Raw genomic sequence first — 19,817 nt, 5'->3', positions numbered from 1 at the left:
TTAAACGTTCGGCATTCTAAAACCAATTCTTCTGCTATGCGCATTTTGAAACGCCTGCAATCGTATTGTAGTTTATTTGTAATAAGGGCCTTGCTCATTTGTTGTGTGTGTGCACCTGCTATGGTACGGGCCCAGCTCGCCGGTGGAGTATATACCATCGATAACCGCCAACCAACTTCTGGTAAAAATTATAACTCATTTAATGCCGCCAATATTGCTATGTTGAATGGCATAACCGGTTCTGTTACGTTCAATGTAGCAGCTGGCAGCGGCCCTTACAATGAACAGGTAACTATAACCGATCAAATAGGAAGTTCGGCTACAAAGCTGGTTACATTCAATTGTAACGGTGTTACACTCAGGTTCCTGTCTACCAACGATCAGTCCCGTGCGGGTATTAAGTTAGAGGGTGCTGATTATGTAATAATCGACAACCTGAAAATTGAGGCGCTTGCCACCACCAGTACGGAGTTTGGATACGGCGTACAAATTAGTAACGATGCCGATCACAATATTATTCGTAACTGTACAATTAATGTCAATCTTAACACCGATGTGCCTCAGAATAACGAGGGTATAGTAATAAACGGTTCTAATGTTGTGGCCAGCACGCAAAGCAACAGTTATTGCGATAGCAATCAGATCATTAATAATTCGATCTCGGGTGGCAATACCGGGGTTACCATGTCAAGCAATCCTGTTAGTCCGCAAACCCCTGTAAATATGAAAGGTAACCAGGTGTTGAACAATAAGATCACCAACTACTGGTACGCCGGCATTTATTTATTATACAACGACGGTACCCTGTTACAGGGAAATGATATCAGCCGCCCGGCAATAGTAGCTCCGATCCAATACAGTTTTACAGGTATTTTGCTGCATGAAGGCAGTATCAATACGCATATCATTGGTAACCGTATACATAACCTTGTTATAGACGATCCCGCTGCCTCGGGAAGCTTCATACATGGAATTTCGGTTGCAACTTCTTTTGCTTCACCAGCTACCACCAACATAATAGCCAATAACCTCATTTATGACTTTGAAAGTACAGGTCAGCAAATAGGTATTAATTTAGATGGCGGCTCTTACATGAATGTTTATCACAATACAATTTCATTGGAGAATAAGGTGCATATGGGCAGCGGTGGAACATACGGTGTTTACACCAATACCTGGGCCGGCCTGAATGTGATGAATAACATTTTTACAATTAGCAGAACCACTACCGCAAGTAACTATGGCTTTTATTATAATAAGACCGTACCTTCTTTTAACAACTGTGATCGCAACCTTTATTACATCGCCGGCAGTACAGGTACTAATGCGGTAGGGCGTGTGGGAAGCAATAGCCAGATCACCCTTGCCAACTGGCGAACCGCAACAGGCAAAGACCTGTTATCTGTAAGTTCTGATCCTTTATACAGCGACCCGAATAATTTTGTGCTGATACCTACTGATAAAACCATCGACAACCTGGGACAATATGCAGGTATTCAAAATGATTTTGCTGGCGCCATTCGTAATAATGATCACCCCGATATTGGCGCATATGAGTTCTTAACGCCAACATGTACCGGCGCTGCTGTGGGTGGAACCACCACTATGTTGCCCGGTTCGCCCATTTGCGAGGGTACGCCTATGGCCATGAACCTTACGGGTAACTCTTTTGGGGTTGGACAAACCTATCAATGGCAAAGTTCATCAACCATAAATGGTACATATACCAATGTAGGAACAGTGCTGGCGCACCCGGCCACTAATATAACTGCGGCTGGTTCCCTGTATTATCGGGTGGCTGTTACCTGTGGCCCACAGGTTGACTATTCTGTTCCTGTGCAGGTAATTGTATCACCATCTTTGCCTGCTGCTACTTATACCATCAACAGTGCGCAGGCTACAGGCGGCACCAACTTCCAAACATTTAATGACGCCTTAAATGCCATTCGCTGTGGTATTCGTGGCCCTGTAGTGTTCAATGTGGTTGATAATGGAACGCCTTACCGCGAACAATTGAACATTACCAATATTAATGGGACCTCAGCAACCAATACCGTTACCTTCAAAGGTAATGGCGCTGCGCTGGCCCTGGCAGCAGGTACCACCACTGAGCGTGCCGTGATTAAGTTCAACGGCGCCGCGTATTTTATCTTTGATGGCCTTAAGGTAAATCCTGAAGCTACTGCCAGCGGTTATGGTATCGGTTTTCAATTTATAAATGGTGCGCATAATAATACCATTAAGAACTGTACTATTAATATGAGCACCACTTCGGGGCTTACCGATTTGGTTGGTATTTGTATGAGCCCTTCTGCAACCGCTTATACAAATACCAGTACCGGAAGCTTTTGCGATAGCAATATAGTTACTGGTAATACAATTATTGGGGGGCAATATGCTATAACCTGTACCTCTTCTGATAATTACCCCTCAGATGGCAACGTTATTACGAATAATGTCATAAAGGATATTCGCCAGTATGGTATATATATAGCGGGTGTACGTAACTGCCTGGTGGAAGGAAACGAGATCAGTCGCCCCACACGTACAACTAACATTCCCAGTGGTTCACAGTTCAATATGATATATATAGCCGGTAAAAGCAGGAACCTGCGTATTTCCAAAAACAAACTGCATGATCCTTTTGGTGCAGCTAAAACAAACACCAATCAGGTGAACGGTATTTTTATGAGCGCCTCTGCTACCAACCTTTTCGAACCGGTGATTGTGAGCAATAATTTAATGTATAATTTTCAAAGCAGCGGTCACCAGTATGGCATACTTCATTCAAGTGGTGATAGCGTGCTATATTATCACAACACCATTTCGCTGGAAGATGCTGCAGGTACTTCAACTGCATCAATCAACACCCGGGCTTTTAATGGCAGCAGCCCCGCCAATGGCCTTGTATTAAAGAATAATATTTTCGCTATTAAAAGAGGGGGTACTGGTATCAAACATGTTATTTACATGAATGCGTCCTCAACATTCACTTCCGATTATAACACGCTCGTTAATGCTTCTACTGCAGGTACCAAAAATTACCTGGGCCAGGTAAGTGGAATTGATATAAGTACAAAGAACGACTGGTTAGCCAATGCTTTGTGCGATTCTAATTCAATTTACGTACATCCAAACTGGGCAAATGCCGCTACCGGCGACTTTACGCCTACCGAGGTAACCATGGATAATCAGGGAACACCCGTAGGCATCACCACCGACATCTATAATAAAACCCGTCGCGTAACAAAACCCGATATTGGCGCTATAGAATTTAAAGTGTGCCTGCCGCTGGGCCCTGGTCCTAATGCCCGGGTTGATAATGAAACAAACACTGCGGTAACCTTTGCCTGGGATGCAGTTACCAACGCTACTGGTTATGTAGTATCAACCGATGGCGTGAATTATGTACAGCCTTCTTCAGGAACCACTGGCCTTACGCATACTGTTACCGGCCTGGTACCTGGCTCTGATGTTAAACTGTACATAGCTGCCATGGGTACTGCCGATGATTGTGATTCGGCTAAAGCAAATGTTACCGGCCATGCATTATGTGCTATACTCGGCGCTGCTCCTGTAGTTAAAGTTGATACCGCCACAGTAGCCATGGTACAATGGTCATGGACAGCCACACCCAATGCCGGTGGTTACAAAGTATCAACCGATGGAATCAATTTTGTAACGCCTTCAAGCGGTGCTGCCGGCCTTACCCATACTATAACCACGGGTCTGGTACCAAATAGTGATATTACCTTAACTGTACAGGCGCAGAACCTTTCTGAACTGTGTCCAAAACAAACCTCAACCCAGGTTAAAGCACACATCCCAGGCATTAAGTACTTTGTTCCAAACACTTTTACTCCTAATAGAAATGGAAGGAACGATTACTTCACTGTTCAGAGCTACGCCATCGGCACTATGCACCTGATGATCTTTAACCAATGGGGTGAGAAGATCTTCGAAACGAGCCAGCAGCAACCCGGATGGGATGGAATGTATAAAGGCAAACCGGCACCTGTTGGCGTGTATGTATATGTGCTTAACATGACGATGCAGGATGGTACAACCGTAAACAAAAAAGGAACCATTAATTTGATCCGCTAATCGTTGCTCATGGCAGCGAAACGCTAAACCATAAAACTGACTATTATGAGAAACCTTGCAATATTGGCTTTGGGACTGATGAGTGTGCTGAGTGGGATTGCCACGAAGGCTCAAACAGACCCGCACTACTCGCAGTATTACATATATCCGTTGTGGCTGAATCCAGGCTTAACGGGTGTTATGGATGGCGACTACCGCGTTACGGCTATCTATCGCCGTCAATGGGCGGATATTACCAGTCCGTACGTTACTCCCGGCGTATCGGCCGATTTTACCACCAGCAAGAATGTGAACCTGGGTGTGAACGTTATGAACCAGCAGGTGGGTGAAGGCGGATACAATTACCTCACGGCTAATTTGTCGATGGCATATTCGGGGGTACGCTTCGGGGTAGATGGTAACCAACGTATTTCTATGGGTATGTCATTGGGAATTATCAACCGCCGTTTCGACCAGTCGAAGTTTACCACCAGCAATCAGTTCGATCCTTCAACCGGTGAGTTCAACCCAAACATTCAGCCCGATGAAGTAATGAGCAAAACTTCGGGTACTTCGTTCGATGCAGGCGCCGGTATTATGTATTACGATGCAACGCCCGGTAAAAAGATGAACCTGTTTGCGGGCCTGAGCGCTTTTCATCTTACGCGCCCCGAAGACCCATTCATCACCGATGGCGTACCCGAACGTATGCCGGTACGGTATACCGCACATGGTGGCGCTATGTTCACTATTTCTGAAGTGTTAAGTATTACCCCCAACTTATTATACATGCGCCAGGGCAAAGCCAGCGAGAAAATGGTAGGTGCTTATGTGCAAAGCAAGATAAACGATGATGCCGATTTCTTACTGGGTGCTAACTACCGCTTTAAAGATGCGCTGGTGCCTTACGCCGGTGTATATTATAAGAATTTTGTTTTGGGCGTAAGCTATGATGTAGGTACTTCCGATCTTTCAAAGATCAGTGGCAAGTCGAATAGTTTTGAATTATCATTATCTATAATCGGCAGCAAAGCGGTTAAGGCTAAGCGAGTACCGTTTGTTTGTCCTGCTATGTAATAAGAAAAGCTGCAAGCTGTAAGCTATAAGCTGCAAGCCAAAGGCAGAAAGCGGAAAGTCGCAATTTGTTTTGAGTTTTGAAATTGGAATTTCACGTTTCACGTTTGCCGTTTCACGGTCTCAAATTGTAAAGTATGATCAAACACATCATTATCATATCAGGACTAGCAGTATCATTAACTGCTACCCAGGCGCAATATGTAAAGAATTACAAAAAGGCTGCCGATAAATTCTATAAACAGGGTGATTATAATTCCGCTGCGCAGTATTATGAAAAATCACTGGCCGGAAATAAAGAGGTACAAAACGGGTATGCACCTTATCAGGTAGAGAAAATAGCTGCTGGTTCAACCGCCAGGGCTGTAAACCCTAAAGTGGAATTGTTGCACAACCTGGCCGATTGTTATTTCAAACTGCAGGATTACAGTCATGCCGAAACGTACTATAAAGAAGTGATCGACCTCGATGCCACTGCTTACCCCAACGCGTTGTATGAATATGCTATTTGTTTGCGGGCAAACGGTAAATACAACCTGGCGGAGCAACAACTGGAGAAGTACCTGAAAACAAAACCTGCGGCCGACTATAAAGCCAAAGCAACCCAGGAGCTGGCCAATTGCAACTTCATTCAACAACAACTGCAACAGGGTACAGGCAATGTGAAAGTAGAAAAATTGAATACCCAGGTAAATAAAGAAGGCGCCAGCTATGCTGCCGCGTGGATGAATACAAGCACCCTGGTTTTTACAGCTACCCGTGGCGCTGTTGATGAGCACAGCAAAATGACCGAGTACAACAACGCATTATATACAACGGCGCAAAGCGGTGGTAGTTTTGCCGAAGCGCAAAAACTACCGGTTACTGGAAACATCGGCACCCACCAGGGCGTAGCCAGTTTTACACCCGATGGTAAGAAGATGTTCTTTACCGGTTGGAACACGGCAAAAGATGGTACAAAAACATTCGCCATTTATAGCACCGAACAAACCGCCAATGGCTGGTTGCCCGCGGTGTTGGTAGATGGTACTATAAATACAGAAGGCGCCGATGCGCGTCAGCCGCATGTAACGGCCGATGGAAAATATTTGTTATTCTCAAGCAACCGCAATGGCGGACAAGGCGGTTACGATATCTGGTATGCACCGTTAAAGGACGGCAAACCCGGTAAAGCCATGAATATGGGCGCGAGCGTTAACTCGAAAGAAGACGATGGCGCGCCCTTTTATTATGCCGCCGGCAATACATTGGTATTCGCTTCAAAAGGCCGTGTGGGCATGGGTGGTTTCGATCTGTTTGGTGCAAAGGGTACACCAGGTAGCAAATTTGAAGAAGCTGTGAACCTGGGTTACCCCGTAAATTCCGTAAAAAACGACAACTACTTTGTGAACCGGGGTAAGAACCTGCTGGAAGATGCTATCATAAGTACCGACCGCGGTTCATTATGCTGCCTTGAGTTATTTGCAGTTCATAAAAATTACAACCAATACTTTGCCGGACAGATCATCGATTGCGAAAGCAAAACGCCTGTGGCCGGTGTAACCATTACTGCTACCAATACGAACGGACAACCGGTTGCCAGGCAAACCACCAATGCCGAAGGTTATTATGTGCTGGAAACAGAGGCTGGTAAAGAAGTGAAACTGTTTGCAGGAAAAGAAGCATATAAGAACGAAGCGCTTGCCTCTGTGGCAGCCAGTTCAGATACCATCAATGTAGGTCAAAGTTGTTTAACAAAGATCCCCGATCCGTTCAAAGGACAGGAAACCCTGGTTACACACGATATCAGGTTTGGTTATAACGAAAAAGAAGTGGCGCCCGATTCATATGGATATATGAACGATATGGTGGCCTATCTGAAAGCCAATCCAAATGTGCGTTTAGAAATTTCGGCCCACACCGATGGTATTGGTTCTTCCAAATACAACCAGGAATTATCACAGGCGCGTGCCGATGCCTGCGTAGCATACCTGGTGAATGCCAGTATAGATGCCAACAGATTAATGGCAAAAGGCTACGGCGCTACCAAACCGTTGGAGAAAGAGAAGGATAAACGTGGTAAGGATATTCCTGCTGCGCGTGAGAAGAACAGACGTGTAGAATTTAAGATAGTTAAATAGTTAACGAGTTAGTTGATAATGTTGATATAGTTGATAACGTACCCCTAATTTGAAATAATGCCGCTCCGCTTTGACGGAGTGGCATTTTTGTCAGGAAAAAGTGAACATGACTATTAAAGAAAAGATAAAACAATTGGAGGCAGCACTGGTGGCATGCAGTGCTTCGGTTTTGCATTATTTAAATCCCGGGTTACCAACAGCGCAAATACTTGAAGTGCTTTCGGCAAATAATATCAATCCCTATCCGGGGTTAATAGCATTGTATGAGTGGCATAACGGTACGCCTTATTTCAGACAGGGTATAAGTAGTGTTTTTTTAAATGTTTTGCCATATTGCTTCTTTTATAGCCTGCAGGATATGGTGCGACTAAAAAGGGAGTTTTTAAGTTGGAAATATCTGGCTGCTAATTTGGGAGATATGAACGATTACTGGCCTTTATTGGGTTCACTTGAAGATGATATGTACCTGCTGAAAAATTCAACGGGTGAGATCTACTATATTTCACCGGCCGTTCAAATTTATGGCAACCTTGAATTTACTTCCATTGATAAAATGCTTGACTTTGCCATTGAATGTTATCAACAGAATATTTTTGTCATTGATCCAAAACGTGGATTAAGGACCGATTTTGATAAATATGAAGTGTTACGGTCAAAATACCTCAATAATTCAGTCAGGCAATAACTGTATAGCTTCTGCAATATGAACTGCATTTTGTAAAGATACTAAGTCGTAACATATGAGTAAGGCTTAAGTATCTTCTGATTTAATTTTCCAATCTTTTCAATCAGGGCTGCAATTTGGAAAATGGCTTTATGATTATAGTCGGCCATTTGTTCTTTGTATTCGGGATTGTTCACAATTTCAGTGACGGCGGCGGCAATGCCTTCGGGTGTTTTGGCTACAATACCGGTGCCGGTTTGTGTAAGCCATTCTTCATTGCCTTTTTGAAGCGGGCTCATGCCCTTGCTTTTTTGTGCTATCAGCGGTGTATTGGTGATCAGTGATTCGGTAATGGTCATAGCGCCGGGTTTACCAATAGCAAAATCGCTTAGGTGCAGGAACAGCATAGGCGTTTGTGGTAAATAACTGTAAATGGCGGTTGGAAATGGCAGCTTAAGGGCAGTGATCTGCCTGTACAATTTCTTGTTCTTACCGCACATAACGATCAGGTTAAGATTGGTGTGCTTTTTAGCCAGCGCGCGGGTAATGTCAAGCACATTTCCACTTCCCTGACCGCCAAATGATAGAAAACCAACAGGCCAGTCGGGGTTCAAGCCAATGGTGCGTAATTGTGCATCACGATCGGGCGGCGGCAGTTCATAAGCACTTTCTTCAACCGGCATACCGGCGATGCGAAAACGGTAGTGTTCTGAAATACCTGCTTTGGCAGCTTGTTTCTGTAAGGTATCGGTAGCATTGAGATAATACTGTTCTACTTTTGGGGTGAACCAATAGCGGCTGCGCACTTCTTCAAAATCAACCGGAATGGTAATACATTTCACACCGGGATTTACCTGCATGGCGCTGCCATACAACACGGGGTTGTACATGGGTGTAACGGAAATCACAATATCGGGTGGAAATGAATTCCAGTAACCGGCAATCTTTTGAATGCCTTTGGGCCCAACAAGGTCGTGGCACTTGATCGACAGGTTGATAAGTGCACGCAGGTTAATCACACGGTCGCGTTTCAGTTGCCGGTTAAAATACTTTATACCGGCGCGAACAACTTTACCAAACACACGATGATGGCCGAAGATGTCGGTGATATTGATCATTCGAACCTGACATAGGGGATTGCGGTTCTGCAATACTTTTTTTAAAGCAGCAGCGGCAGAGCGATTGCCTGAGGCTGCATCAAAATAAACGATGGCGATTCTACTACGGTTTTTCATACTATCTGCTTGCATAGAACTGTAGAATTTTTCATGTAAGGGCATCTACCGGCGGGGTAACCGGTAGAGGGGTATTGGGTTTGCAGTAAAAATAACAATTATACGTACGTATGCAACTTTTTACGATGAATTCTTCTAATTCGTGGATGAGTGAAATGCAACGGCAGGCAATAATTTTTATTACAGGTACCTGAAACTTTTCAGGAAATCATCTTTGTAATTTCTGCCAATAGGGATCTGGTGCGGGCCAATGACGATCTCTTCTTCGTTAAAGCTGTCGATATTCTTAATGTTAACAATAAAACCACGGTGTACACGCACCAGTGCCGGGTGTTTGAATTTATCTGCCAGGTATTGCAGGGATACCCGCAGCGCTATCTTTTTTGTGGTGGTCACCAGCTTAATGTAGTTGTTGTCGCTTTCGGCATACAACAGCTCGTCGATAGAGAATTTATTAAAGCGGTAATTGTGTTTAACAAAGAAATAATTGTTGAAGAAAAGCAAGGATTCCTTGCCGGAGTCTTCTTTTATTTCGCTGGCAGGTGCAGGATCGGTAGGTTTACCCAGCACGGCAAAATTGTGAATGGCTATTTGAATGCTGGTATGTAAACTGTCGTTATTGAATGGTTTTACCAGGTAAGCCGAAGGGTTTACCGCTTTGGCGCGGTTAATATATTCGCTTTGTGAAAATGCGGTAAGAAAGATCAACGGTACTTCCTGAATCTTTTTAAGGGCTGCAGCTGTTTCAATACCGTCTTTTTTACCCTTGATATTAATATCCATTAACACCAGGTCGGGCTTATGTTCAGTAAAAAGTGCCAGGGCATCGTCGCTGCTGGCGGCAATACCTACCACCTCATAGCCTTCTTTTTGCAAACGCATAGAAAGGTCCAGCGCTACAATGGTCTCATCTTCCACGATCATAATTTTTACTTGGTCGTTCATGCGTGTAACGGTTTTACAGGGAATGCAAAAATAAAAACTGAACCCGAATCGCAATTCAATTGCATTGAGCCTTCCAGTTGCATAGTGAGCGACTGTATTAACAGACGGCCAAAGGAAGCAGATTGTTTCCAGGCCTTCTCCGTAAGTTCAAGGCCATTATCGGCAATTGTTAGCTGCAGTTTTTGCGCTGTTTCCTTCAGGGTTATATATAAAGCGGGGTCGTTTATGTTTTTAAAAGCGTATTTAAACGCATTGGTCACTACCTCATTTAGTATAAGGCCTACAGGGATGGCTGTATCAGCTTCCAGTTCTTTAACATCTATCTGTAGTTGCAGGTTAAAGTTATGGGCTTTGTATCCATAGGCATGCATCAGATTTTCGGCCAGCTCGGTAATAAATTCCTGAATGTTCACCCGGCTGGTTGTTTTTGTTTGATATAGTTTCTGATGTATGAGGCTCATTGCTTCAATGCGATGCTGGCCTTCCATCAACGCTTTTTGCGCCATGGGATCGTCTATTTTGGCGCTTTGCAGGTTGAGTAAACTGCTTACGATCTGCAGGTTGTTCTTAACCCGGTGATGCAATTCTTTCATAAGGTAATTCAAATGCCCTTCCTGTTTTTTGATCTTTTTGTTCTGTTGCCAAACCCAAAACAAAAGAGCAAGGAAGATGCCCGATGCCGTAAGTGAAATGATCAGCAACTTTTTTCTAAGGCGGTTTTCTTCGGCAAGGTCTTTTATCTGTGCATCTTTTTTACCGGTTTCATAGCGGGCATCCAATTCCTGAACATGACCGCTGATTATCTCATCGTCGCGTACCTTTTTCAATTCATCGTACCGTTCCAGAGCAGCCGAGGCTGAGTCGAAATGTTGAACACTGAATTCAAGCAGTGCGCGGCTTAGGTAATAATCAATGAGGTTGTCTTTCCCCGGCGATGTGATGGTCATCAGCTTTTTCATACTATCGAGGTAGCGGCTGGCCAGTTGGTGCTGTGGTGTACCATGCCGCATATCGAGTTTTGCAATTACCGTATAAGCCAATCCTTTGGTAATTGGGGTTACGTCTACATTGCTTAAGTAAGGTTGCATATCGGCCACGGCCTCAAATGCTTTGGAATATTGTTTCAGCCCATTATAAGAATTGATGATCTGTATATAAGTGCGGGTAATGATATCTTTAAAATTACCGGCGTGTGCGGCCTCCAGGGTTTTTGCATGGTAAACCAGCGCACTGTCGTACTGTTTATTTGCATTGAAGATGTTCCCTATGTTCGAAGAGGTGGTGGCCATATCGTACAGGTTGTTCGACAATCGGGAATAAACCAGCGCTTTTTTATATACCTCAATGGCCTGCTGGTTTTTGTTGGTATTACGATATACATAACCCAGTTTTCGGTATAAAGCTGCCAGTACATCGGGTGGTAATTGCGTGCGTTCGCTGATCTTCAAACCCTTTAACGCATACTCCAGCGTTTGTTCATTGTTATCCCTTATAAGGTATACGGCGCTTTTGCCTGCATACACCATGGCCAGCGCGGTATCGTTGCCACTGTTTTCTGCAATGCTTTCAGCCTCATTGTATAACAGCATAGCTGTATCGGGGCTTTGCAGCAAAAAAACAAAAGCGGCCTCGGTAAGCGGTTTTACTTTTTGGGTGGGCGTAACAGCCTGTTTATATGCACGCAGCAGGCTATCGGTTTGAATACGCCATTTTTGTGCAAGGCAGCAGGGGGAAATGAATAAAATTAACAGAAACAGAACCAGGCTATTACTACGGCGGATCATTAAATAAAAATAGTAAGAGATTTTGAGATTATCAGATGATATTTTGTTTTTATATCATAGGTGTAGCATACTTTAAAACGGTGACACACCTATGATTAAAAATTGTTAGATTTACAATTCACAGGTAAGTAGCCGTAACGATTGTAACCAAAACGCTTATGAATATCTATTGCAGATATATACTATTTGCTATACTTCAACTATTCTTTTCCTGTAAAGGCTGGGCGTATAATGGCGCCGTAATTTCTCATTTAGGTATTCAACAGGGGTTATCGAACAACTCAGTACAATGTATTTACCAGGATCATAATGGCCTTATGTGGTTTGGCACCTACGACGGGTTGAACAGCTATGATGGCTATGGGTTTAGGGTATTCCGCAATAAGATCAACGATACTGGTTCCATTCCGCATAACTATATTTATACTATTCACGAAGACCGGAATAACAATATATGGGTTGGCACGGGGCAGGGCGTAGCCGTGTACAATCGCATCTTCGATCGATTTTCGCCGGTATACTTTCATCCTAACTATGCCCGCACCCAACGCGAAAAGATCACCTGTAGCATCAATACCATTAAATCAGACGCTACCGCAAATGTATATATGGGTACCAATGGTTGGGGATTGTTTTTAAAAGAGCACGATAAAGACGCTGCGGTGCAACTGCCAGTGCGCATAACAGGAAAAGAAACCTATTGGTATAATGTACAGGCCGTTTACGTAGACAAACCCGGAAAAGTATGGCTGTTTATTGAGAACCTGGGCTTGTGTTTTTATAGCGAGAGCCGGAAGGCTATTCAACCGGTCAATGATTCATTACGCTCTATAATTACCATGGAAGTGGATGATGCAGGCAGTATTTGGCTGGGCACCGACGAAGGATTGTACCAATATAATATTGCTGCCAACCAAATAGTTAAACATTATAAAGAAGCGGCCGGTGAGCTTAGTACAAACAAAGCCGTGAGCCTTTGCAGCGATACTCATAATAATTTATGGATAGGAACACAGGGTGGGGGCGTAAACGTGCTGAATAAACTTACCGGCAATTTTAATTATTTGTTGCCGGGTGAAAGCAAGGACCAGCTATCGAGTGAATCGGTATATAGTGTATTGGTTGATAAAGAAAGCCGGGTATGGATGGGAACGCTTAAAGGCGGAATTGATGTGCTTGACGCGCACAAAAGCCGTTTTCTGACAATTACGCATAATCCGTTCGACAGGAACAGTCTTATTAACAACTTTGTGTCTTCGTTTTATGAAGACAAAAACGGCGATCTGTGGATTGGTACCGATGGCGGGGGGCTAAGCATTTGGAACAGACAGGATAACCGGTTCACCAACTATTGCCACCAGGTAAACAATGCGCGCTCGTTAAGTAGTAACTCAGTCAGCAGTATAAGGCAGGACCATCTTGGTAATATCTGGATCGCAAGTTTTGGCGCCGGTATCAATCGCTTCAATAGTGTTACCGGTTCGTTTGATCATTATAAATGCACCAACGAAAAAGGCGAGGAAAATAAAAATGTTTGCCTGTTATACGAAGACCGCGATAAGAACTTTTGGGCAACCACATTTGGTAACGGAAAATTATACCGCCTAAACCGTTCGCAAAACCGCTTTGAACAATTTGATTCAAAACTGAACGATCTCATTGCAATTACAGAAGACCATACCGGCGCATTATGGGTAGGCAACTCCCACCAGTTGATACAGCTCGACAAGCAAAAGAAGCAACATATTTATTATGAAACAGGCAAACCGGTGCGGGCCATCTTTGAAGACAGCCATCATAACCTGTGGGTAGGTACCGAGGGCGGCGGTCTGTTGCTGTTCGATCGTAAAAAAGGGAATGTAGCTATCAGGTACTCAACTGCCGATGGCCTCACCAATAATTCGGTGCTGAATATACTTGAAGACAGCGATGGACACTTATGGATAAGCACATTTAACGGGGTATCCAGGTTCAACCCGGTGAAAAAGCAGTTCCGGAATTTTTATCAAAGCGATGGATTACAAAGCAATCAGTTCAGTTATAACGCTGCATTGCGACTGCAATCGGGTGAATTGGTATTCGGCGGCATCAATGGCATTAACGTGTTCAACCCACAACAGGTGATAACGCGGAGCTTTATGCCAGCGCTATTATTCTCTGCTATTTGGGTGAACAACAAACCGCTGGCAGAAGTGCCCCGTTTTGTATGGGCCGGCAGCAACTACATCAATCAATTACGGATACCTTATAATGAAGCCATCCTTTCTTTTCATTTTACTGCATTGGAATATTCTTCACCCGAAAAAGTGAATTACGCGTATTTTTTGCAGGGGTGGGATAAAGATTGGAACTATCCCGGTAACGTGCGCACGATCAATTATAATAATATCAGCGAAGGCACTTACTGGTTACGGGTAAAGTCAACCAATGCAGAAGGTATTTGGAATACGCAGGAAGCTACTTTAAAAATAATTGTGCTGCCACCCTGGTATCGTACCTGGTGGGCTTATGCATTATATTTTATAATAGCATCGTCGCTCATTTATGTTTACTACCAATATAAAGCCAGGCAAAGAAATCTGGAGTATGAGATAAAACTGGCGCACCTGAATGCCGAAAAGGAAAAAGAGATCAATGATAAACGCCATTCTTTTTTTACCAATATTTCGCATGAGTTTCGCACGCCGTTAACGCTTATCATAAACCCCATTAAGGACCTGATGCGCAAACAGGAGAGCACTAACACCGAAAAAGACCTGGGTATCGTTTACCGGAATGCGCGGCGCCTGCTAAGCCTGGTTGATCAGTTACTGATCTTTAGAAAAGCCGATGTGGAAGCCGATAAAATGACCTTTGCCAAACATAACTTTTATAATCTGTGTAATGAAGTGTATTTATGTTTTGTGCAACAGGCGCGCTTGAACCACCTGAATTATGTTTTCAATTGCGACAATGCCAACATTGAGTTGTATGTTGACCGGGAGAAGATGGAGATCGTGCTGTATAATCTAATTTCAAACGCTATAAAGTTTACCCCACCGGGCGGCACTATAAATTTTACCGTTAAGGAACTTGACAATACCGTTGAATTGCAGGTGCAGGATACGGGTTGCGGCATTCCTGAAGAGGCAACGGCCCGCCTGTTTGAAAAGTTCTACCAGGCCCCTTCTTCCCGCGCCCCATTGAAACCGGGTTTTGGCATTGGGTTATACCTGGTGCGTCATTTTATAGAGGCACATAAAGGCTTCGTTAGTTTTCAAACTACAGAAGGCGCTGGCACCACTTTCAGTATTATTTTGCAAAAAGGAAAAGTGCACCTCGCCAATGAAACTATTTTAGACGAAGCGCAAAAAGAACCGGTGATACTGGAAGAATTGCTGGCGGAACCAGCCGAGGAGCTACAAACCAATGACATTACAGAAAACAAACCCGAAGTATCGGTTACCGACCGGGCCAGTGTGCTGATCGCTGATGATGACAAAGCCATAAGACAATATCTACAGCAGATGCTGAAAGACAAATATGATGTTATGGAGGCGGAGAACGGGCAGGAAGCATTGACCATGGTTCAAACGAAATTCCCCGACCTGGTAATTAGCGATATTCGTATGGACGGTATGGATGGCATAGAACTGTGCCGGAAAATAAAGAAGGACGCTGCTCTGAACCATATTCCCGTGGTGCTGCTTACTGCCTCTCGCGGCCCGGAGACTGAATTGCAAAGTATAGAAGAAGGCGCCGACCTGTATATTACCAAACCGTTCGATAAAGACCTGCTGCTGGCCAAAGTGGAGAATATTTTCAAAACGCGTAGTGAGTTGCGGAATTATTTCTTTAATGAGATCACCTTAAAGCAAAACAGTTTAAAGGTGAGTGCCGAGTACCGGGAGTTCCTCCAAAATTGTATCGCCATTGTTGAGCGGCATCTTACCGACGAAAAGTTCACCATAAAAGTGCTGGTAAAGGAAATGGGTATGAGCCATTCGAACCTGTATAAAAAGATCAGGCTGCTCAGTGGCCAGTCGATCACGAATTTTATTCGTTTTATAAGGCTGCGGAAAGCGGCGGAGTTGATGTTAAAAGGGGAATGCAATGTGAACCAGGCCGCCTTTGAAGTGGGCATCAGCGATATCAAATACTTCAGGACCCAATTCAATAAACTTTTTGGCATGAATCCTTCGGAGTACATCAAGAAGTACCGGAATTCATTTAACAATCAATTTCATGTAAAAAGGGAGGGTTGATAAGTTGACGAGGAGTTGAAAAGTTGACACGTTAACAGGTTGACAAGGAAATACAGACAGGCCTTTCGGCATACCGGAAGGCCTTTTTATTGGTGAAACTTTTGCGCAACGAAGCCTTGGCAACTTGAGACTCGAGACTCCAAACTGAATAACTCAATAACAGCGAATGCCAAAAAAAGAACGCCAGGTAGCCCTCACCTGTGAACTATGAACTATGAACATTGAACTTTTTACCAATTACACCCCCATTTATTACAATTTCCCCCCTACATAACATGGTAGAATGCAGATATTTTAGTGCCTGTAATCCAACGTATTAACCAAAACGAAAGCCTAATTAAAAACTGCTATATGAGAATGAATGCACATTCCCGGTTCAGGCGCTTAATTACTTTTCTGCTAGCAGGCTTCCTGAGTTGTTCAGGTGTTTGCCTGGCGCAGGACCCTATTAAAGTGCAGGGGACCATTACCGGTAAAAATGGTGAGGCGTTGCCCAAAGCCACCATATCGATCTTAAATTCAAACCAATCGACGGTAAGCGACAACCTGGGGCGCTTTACAATAACCGTTCCTTCGGGTGCTACTTTACAATTCACTTATGTTGGCTATTTCAACAAGTTGCAAAAAGTAAGCTCGGCAACTTTGTTGAATATTCAACTGGATGAAAATCCCAATTACCAGCAAATGGGCGATGTGGTGATTGTGGGTTATGGTAAACAAAAATCGCCAACCGTTACCGGCGCCGTTGGGGTTATTTCGGGCAAGGACCTTATTCAAACGCCGGTAGCGAATATCTCAAATATGCTTATTGGCCGCACGGCCGGCATCAGCGGCGTGCAGGCTACCGGTGAGCCGGGTTTGAACAACACCACCATTCGCATCAGGGGTATTGCCACACTAAATGGTCAGGACCCGCTGATTGTAATAGATGGTATTCAACAACCGGCCGAGCAGCCGTTCCTGATACTGAACGCTATGGATGCCAATGAAATTGAAAGCATAAGTGTATTAAAAGATGCATCGGCTACAGCGGTATATGGTATTCGTGGCGCAAATGGCGTAATTATCGTTACCACAAAAAGAGGGCGTACCAATAAACCCCAGTTCAGTTTTTCGGCCAACCAGGGTTTTACCAAAGCCGCTGCTTTATTTCAAACCCTGAACTCGTACCAGTTTGCCTTGCTGCGTAACGAAGCCATTCGCAATGCACAGGCCGCCGGTGACCGCAGTTACGATAATATTCTTTTCTCCGATGATGAAATATGGAAGTTCCAAAACAACCGCGACTATACGCCGGCAGAAGTAGATGCTATGGGCACTCTTTCTGCCGACCAAAAGGAAGCCCTGAAGAATAGTCCGGCCTTATATTATACCAGTCATAATTATTATAAAGAACAGTTTGGTGGCGTAGGCCGGCAACAACAATACAATCTCAATGTATCAGGCGGTACCGACAGGGTGAAATACTTTACCTCGTTGGGCTATTTTCAACAGGATGGTATTTTATCAAACACCGATTATGGCGGCGCTAACAACAATCCCCGTTACAAGCGTTATAATTTCCGCTCCAACTTCGATATAGATGTTGCAAAGAATTTTCAGTTAAGTGTTAACCTGGGTGGCCAGTCGAGTATAGGTAAGGCGCCGGGTGCAGGCACCACAACGAGCGATTTTGCCAACAGGTACCAGGCAATTATTCAAAACATTTTAGAGAATAGTCCTTTTACCGGCCCGGGTATTGTAGATGGCAAACTGGTAACCGGTTTTATTGGTTTAGGCGGCGACCCTACCAACCCGTTAGGCTTGAAAGGTGGAACGGGTTATACGCCACTGGCGCAACTGTTAACCTCTGGTATGCGCACCATGTATACCACTACGCTCAACAGTGTAGTAACCTTGCGGCATACCATGGGTTATTTAACGCATGGGTTAGAATCGCATGTGACCGTGGCCTATGACGACAGCTATACAAAAGGCTATTCACAAACAAACCCTATACCGCAATACAGCGCCATGCGCGATCCAAAGAATCCCGGTAATATAATATTCATCGGCGGGCAGGTGACGCCTTCAAGCACTTCAGATAACGTGGGTAATAGTTCATGGCGTAAGTTGTATATAGAAGCGGCCATTAATTATAACCGCAGCTTTGGCGGCCATAATGTATCGGCCCTCGTACTGGGTAATGCACAACGGTATACAGCTGCTAATGGCGCCGGTAATGCACAGGCGTATAATACCCCCTCGGGTTTAATGGGTTTGGTGGGGCGTGCCACCTATAATTATAATGAGCGGTATCTGGTTGAATTTAATATGGGTATTAATGGTACCGAGAACTTCGCCCCCGAACAACGCTTTGGTTATTTCCCTGCGGTGTCGGCCGGCTGGATCTTATCGAACGAAAAATTCTTTCCAAACAATAAATGGCTTACCTGGGTAAAGTTCAGGGGCTCGTATGGTGAGGTAGGGAATGACCAAATAGGCAGCAGGCGTTATTTGTATTTGCCCAATACCTGGTCAACGAATTCAGGTGGTTACTGGTTTGGCAACAGCAATGGATCAACAAGTAATCCATTTTTTGCCGGTGCAGAAGAATCTACATTGGGTAACCCAGATGTTACCTGGGAGCGGGCGCGGAAAACAAACCTTTCGGCCGAGCTGAAATTTATCAATAATAAACTCTCGGTAACAGGGTCGTTGTTCCAGGAAAAACGGAATAACATTTTGGTAACTTCAGGCGTAGTGCCTGCGAATTTTGGTGTTATACGCGACAAAACTCCGCCATTGAACCTGGGCCGCGTAAGCAATAAAGGTTTTGAAATAGAAGCCGGCTGGAACGATGAAATTGGCAAGGTGACCTATTTCATAAAAGGAAATTATTCATTTGCCCGTAATAAAATTGAGTACCAGGCAGAAGCGCCATTCCCTTATCCCTGGATGAACGTAACCGGTTTTTCAATTGGGCAGTATAAAGGTTTAATAGCCGACGGATTTTATAATACCCAGCGCGAATTGAACAACCGGCCATTTAATAAATATAGCGCCAATGCCCGCCTCGGCGATCTTAAATACCGCGATGTAACCGGTGATGGCATCATCGATGAAAAAGACCTCGTGCCTATTGGTTACAGCAACCTGCCACAGGTAGCTTATAACCTAAGCGTAGGCTTCTCTTATAAAGGGTTCGATATTTCAGCCCTGTTCATTGGAACAGCAAAAGGTTCTTTTCCACAATCTGGTTATATTCTTAGCTCACCATTTGCCAAGAACGTAGGCGAGGTGTTGCAATATGCATACGATGGCCGCTGGACGGCCGAGAAATTTGCCAATGGTGAGAAGATCAGTTACCCCGCCATTTCATTCAGCGGCGGCCAGGCAAACAATAACCCGTTAAGTACATTCTGGTTAAAGAACAATGACTTTAAACGCTTAAAGAACCTGGAGCTGGGTTACACTTTTCAACAGCAATCGTCCTTGTTGAAACGCACCAATATAAAGGGAATCCGCTTATATATGAACGGGAATAATTTACTTACCTGGGATGATGAAGTGCTTGATGGAATAGATCCCGAACAGGCCGATGTAGGTAAGAACAATATGGGTTACCTGTATCCACTCATACGCACTTTCAACGTGGGACTGAACATTCAATTCTAACAAACCAAACG

At 44.3% G+C, this 19,817-nt stretch carries 9 protein-coding genes; 6 read left to right on the top strand and 3 right to left on the bottom strand.

Going from position 1 to position 19,817, the window contains the following annotated elements; translation table 11 throughout:
• Positions 1–36 precede the first annotated feature (36 nt).
• From GGD38_RS14290 to GGD38_RS14275, 4 genes are all read left to right on the top strand, one after another.
• Positions 37–4,104, top strand: coding sequence for a gliding motility-associated C-terminal domain-containing protein (locus GGD38_RS14290; RefSeq protein ID WP_375300154.1), 4,068 nt, complete (start codon positions 37–39; stop codon positions 4,102–4,104).
• A 45-nt stretch (positions 4,105–4,149) separates the two neighbouring features.
• Positions 4,150–5,160, top strand: a complete 1,011-nt coding sequence (locus GGD38_RS14285) for a PorP/SprF family type IX secretion system membrane protein (protein ID WP_375300155.1) — start codon at positions 4,150–4,152, stop codon at positions 5,158–5,160.
• 134 nt (positions 5,161–5,294) lie between these two features.
• On the top strand, positions 5,295–7,277 hold the full coding sequence (locus GGD38_RS14280; protein WP_375300156.1) for an OmpA family protein: 1,983 nt from the start codon (positions 5,295–5,297) through the stop codon (positions 7,275–7,277).
• A gap of 106 nt (positions 7,278–7,383) precedes the next feature.
• Positions 7,384–7,962, top strand: a complete 579-nt coding sequence (locus GGD38_RS14275) for a hypothetical protein (protein WP_375300157.1) — start codon at positions 7,384–7,386, stop codon at positions 7,960–7,962.
• A 41-nt stretch (positions 7,963–8,003) separates the two neighbouring features.
• Here the strand turns inward: GGD38_RS14275 and GGD38_RS14270 are convergent, their stop codons facing one another.
• The 3 genes from GGD38_RS14270 to GGD38_RS14260 all read right to left on the bottom strand — a co-directional run bounded on the left by GGD38_RS14270 (position 8,004) and on the right by GGD38_RS14260 (position 11,905).
• Positions 8,004–9,176: a glycosyltransferase gene (locus GGD38_RS14270; RefSeq protein ID WP_375300158.1), complete on the bottom strand. Its 1,173-nt coding sequence runs from the start codon at positions 9,174–9,176 to the stop codon at positions 8,004–8,006.
• A 180-nt stretch (positions 9,177–9,356) separates the two neighbouring features.
• Positions 9,357–10,121 carry a response regulator gene (locus GGD38_RS14265; RefSeq protein WP_375300159.1) on the bottom strand — a complete coding sequence of 255 codons (765 nt, stop codon included), beginning with the start codon at positions 10,119–10,121 and terminating at the stop codon, positions 9,357–9,359.
• Positions 10,118–11,905, bottom strand: a complete 1,788-nt coding sequence (locus GGD38_RS14260; protein WP_375300160.1) for a histidine kinase dimerization/phosphoacceptor domain -containing protein — start codon at positions 11,903–11,905, stop codon at positions 10,118–10,120. Before GGD38_RS14260 ends, GGD38_RS14265 begins: the two co-directional genes overlap by 4 nt.
• Before the next feature lie 158 nt (positions 11,906–12,063).
• Here GGD38_RS14260 and GGD38_RS14255 point away from each other — a divergent pair, with 158 nt between their 5' ends.
• Entirely contained in the window at positions 12,064–16,149 is a 4,086-nt protein-coding gene (locus GGD38_RS14255) for a two-component regulator propeller domain-containing protein (RefSeq protein WP_375300161.1), read from the top strand.
• Between the two features lie 351 nt (positions 16,150–16,500).
• Positions 16,501–19,806 (top strand): SusC/RagA family TonB-linked outer membrane protein, encoded by a 3,306-nt coding sequence (locus tag GGD38_RS14250; RefSeq protein ID WP_375300162.1) that lies wholly within the window; start codon positions 16,501–16,503, stop codon positions 19,804–19,806.
• Positions 19,807–19,817: the final 11 nt, after the last annotated feature.

The sequence above is a fragment of the Niastella sp. OAS944 genome, assembly GCA_024809215.1.
Classification (GTDB): Bacteria; Bacteroidota; Bacteroidia; order Chitinophagales; family Chitinophagaceae; genus Niastella.
The sequence above is the reverse complement of the archived record's forward strand: the minus strand, read 5'-3'. Positions and strand labels throughout refer to the sequence as shown.

Coding starts and splice junctions, on each gene's coding strand:
- GGD38_RS14290 (WP_375300154.1), top strand. CDS start 37: ATGCGCATTTTGAAACGCCTGCAATCGTATTGTAGTTTATTTGTAATA.
- GGD38_RS14270 (WP_375300158.1), bottom strand. CDS start 9,176: ATGAAAAACCGTAGTAGAATCGCCATCGTTTATTTTGATGCAGCCTCA.
- GGD38_RS14250 (WP_375300162.1), top strand. CDS start 16,501: ATGAGAATGAATGCACATTCCCGGTTCAGGCGCTTAATTACTTTTCTG.
- GGD38_RS14285 (WP_375300155.1), top strand. CDS start 4,150: ATGAGAAACCTTGCAATATTGGCTTTGGGACTGATGAGTGTGCTGAGT.
- GGD38_RS14280 (WP_375300156.1), top strand. CDS start 5,295: ATGATCAAACACATCATTATCATATCAGGACTAGCAGTATCATTAACT.
- GGD38_RS14265 (WP_375300159.1), bottom strand. CDS start 10,121: ATGAACGACCAAGTAAAAATTATGATCGTGGAAGATGAGACCATTGTA.
- GGD38_RS14260 (WP_375300160.1), bottom strand. CDS start 11,905: ATGATCCGCCGTAGTAATAGCCTGGTTCTGTTTCTGTTAATTTTATTC.
- GGD38_RS14255 (WP_375300161.1), top strand. CDS start 12,064: ATGAATATCTATTGCAGATATATACTATTTGCTATACTTCAACTATTC.
- GGD38_RS14275 (WP_375300157.1), top strand. CDS start 7,384: ATGACTATTAAAGAAAAGATAAAACAATTGGAGGCAGCACTGGTGGCA.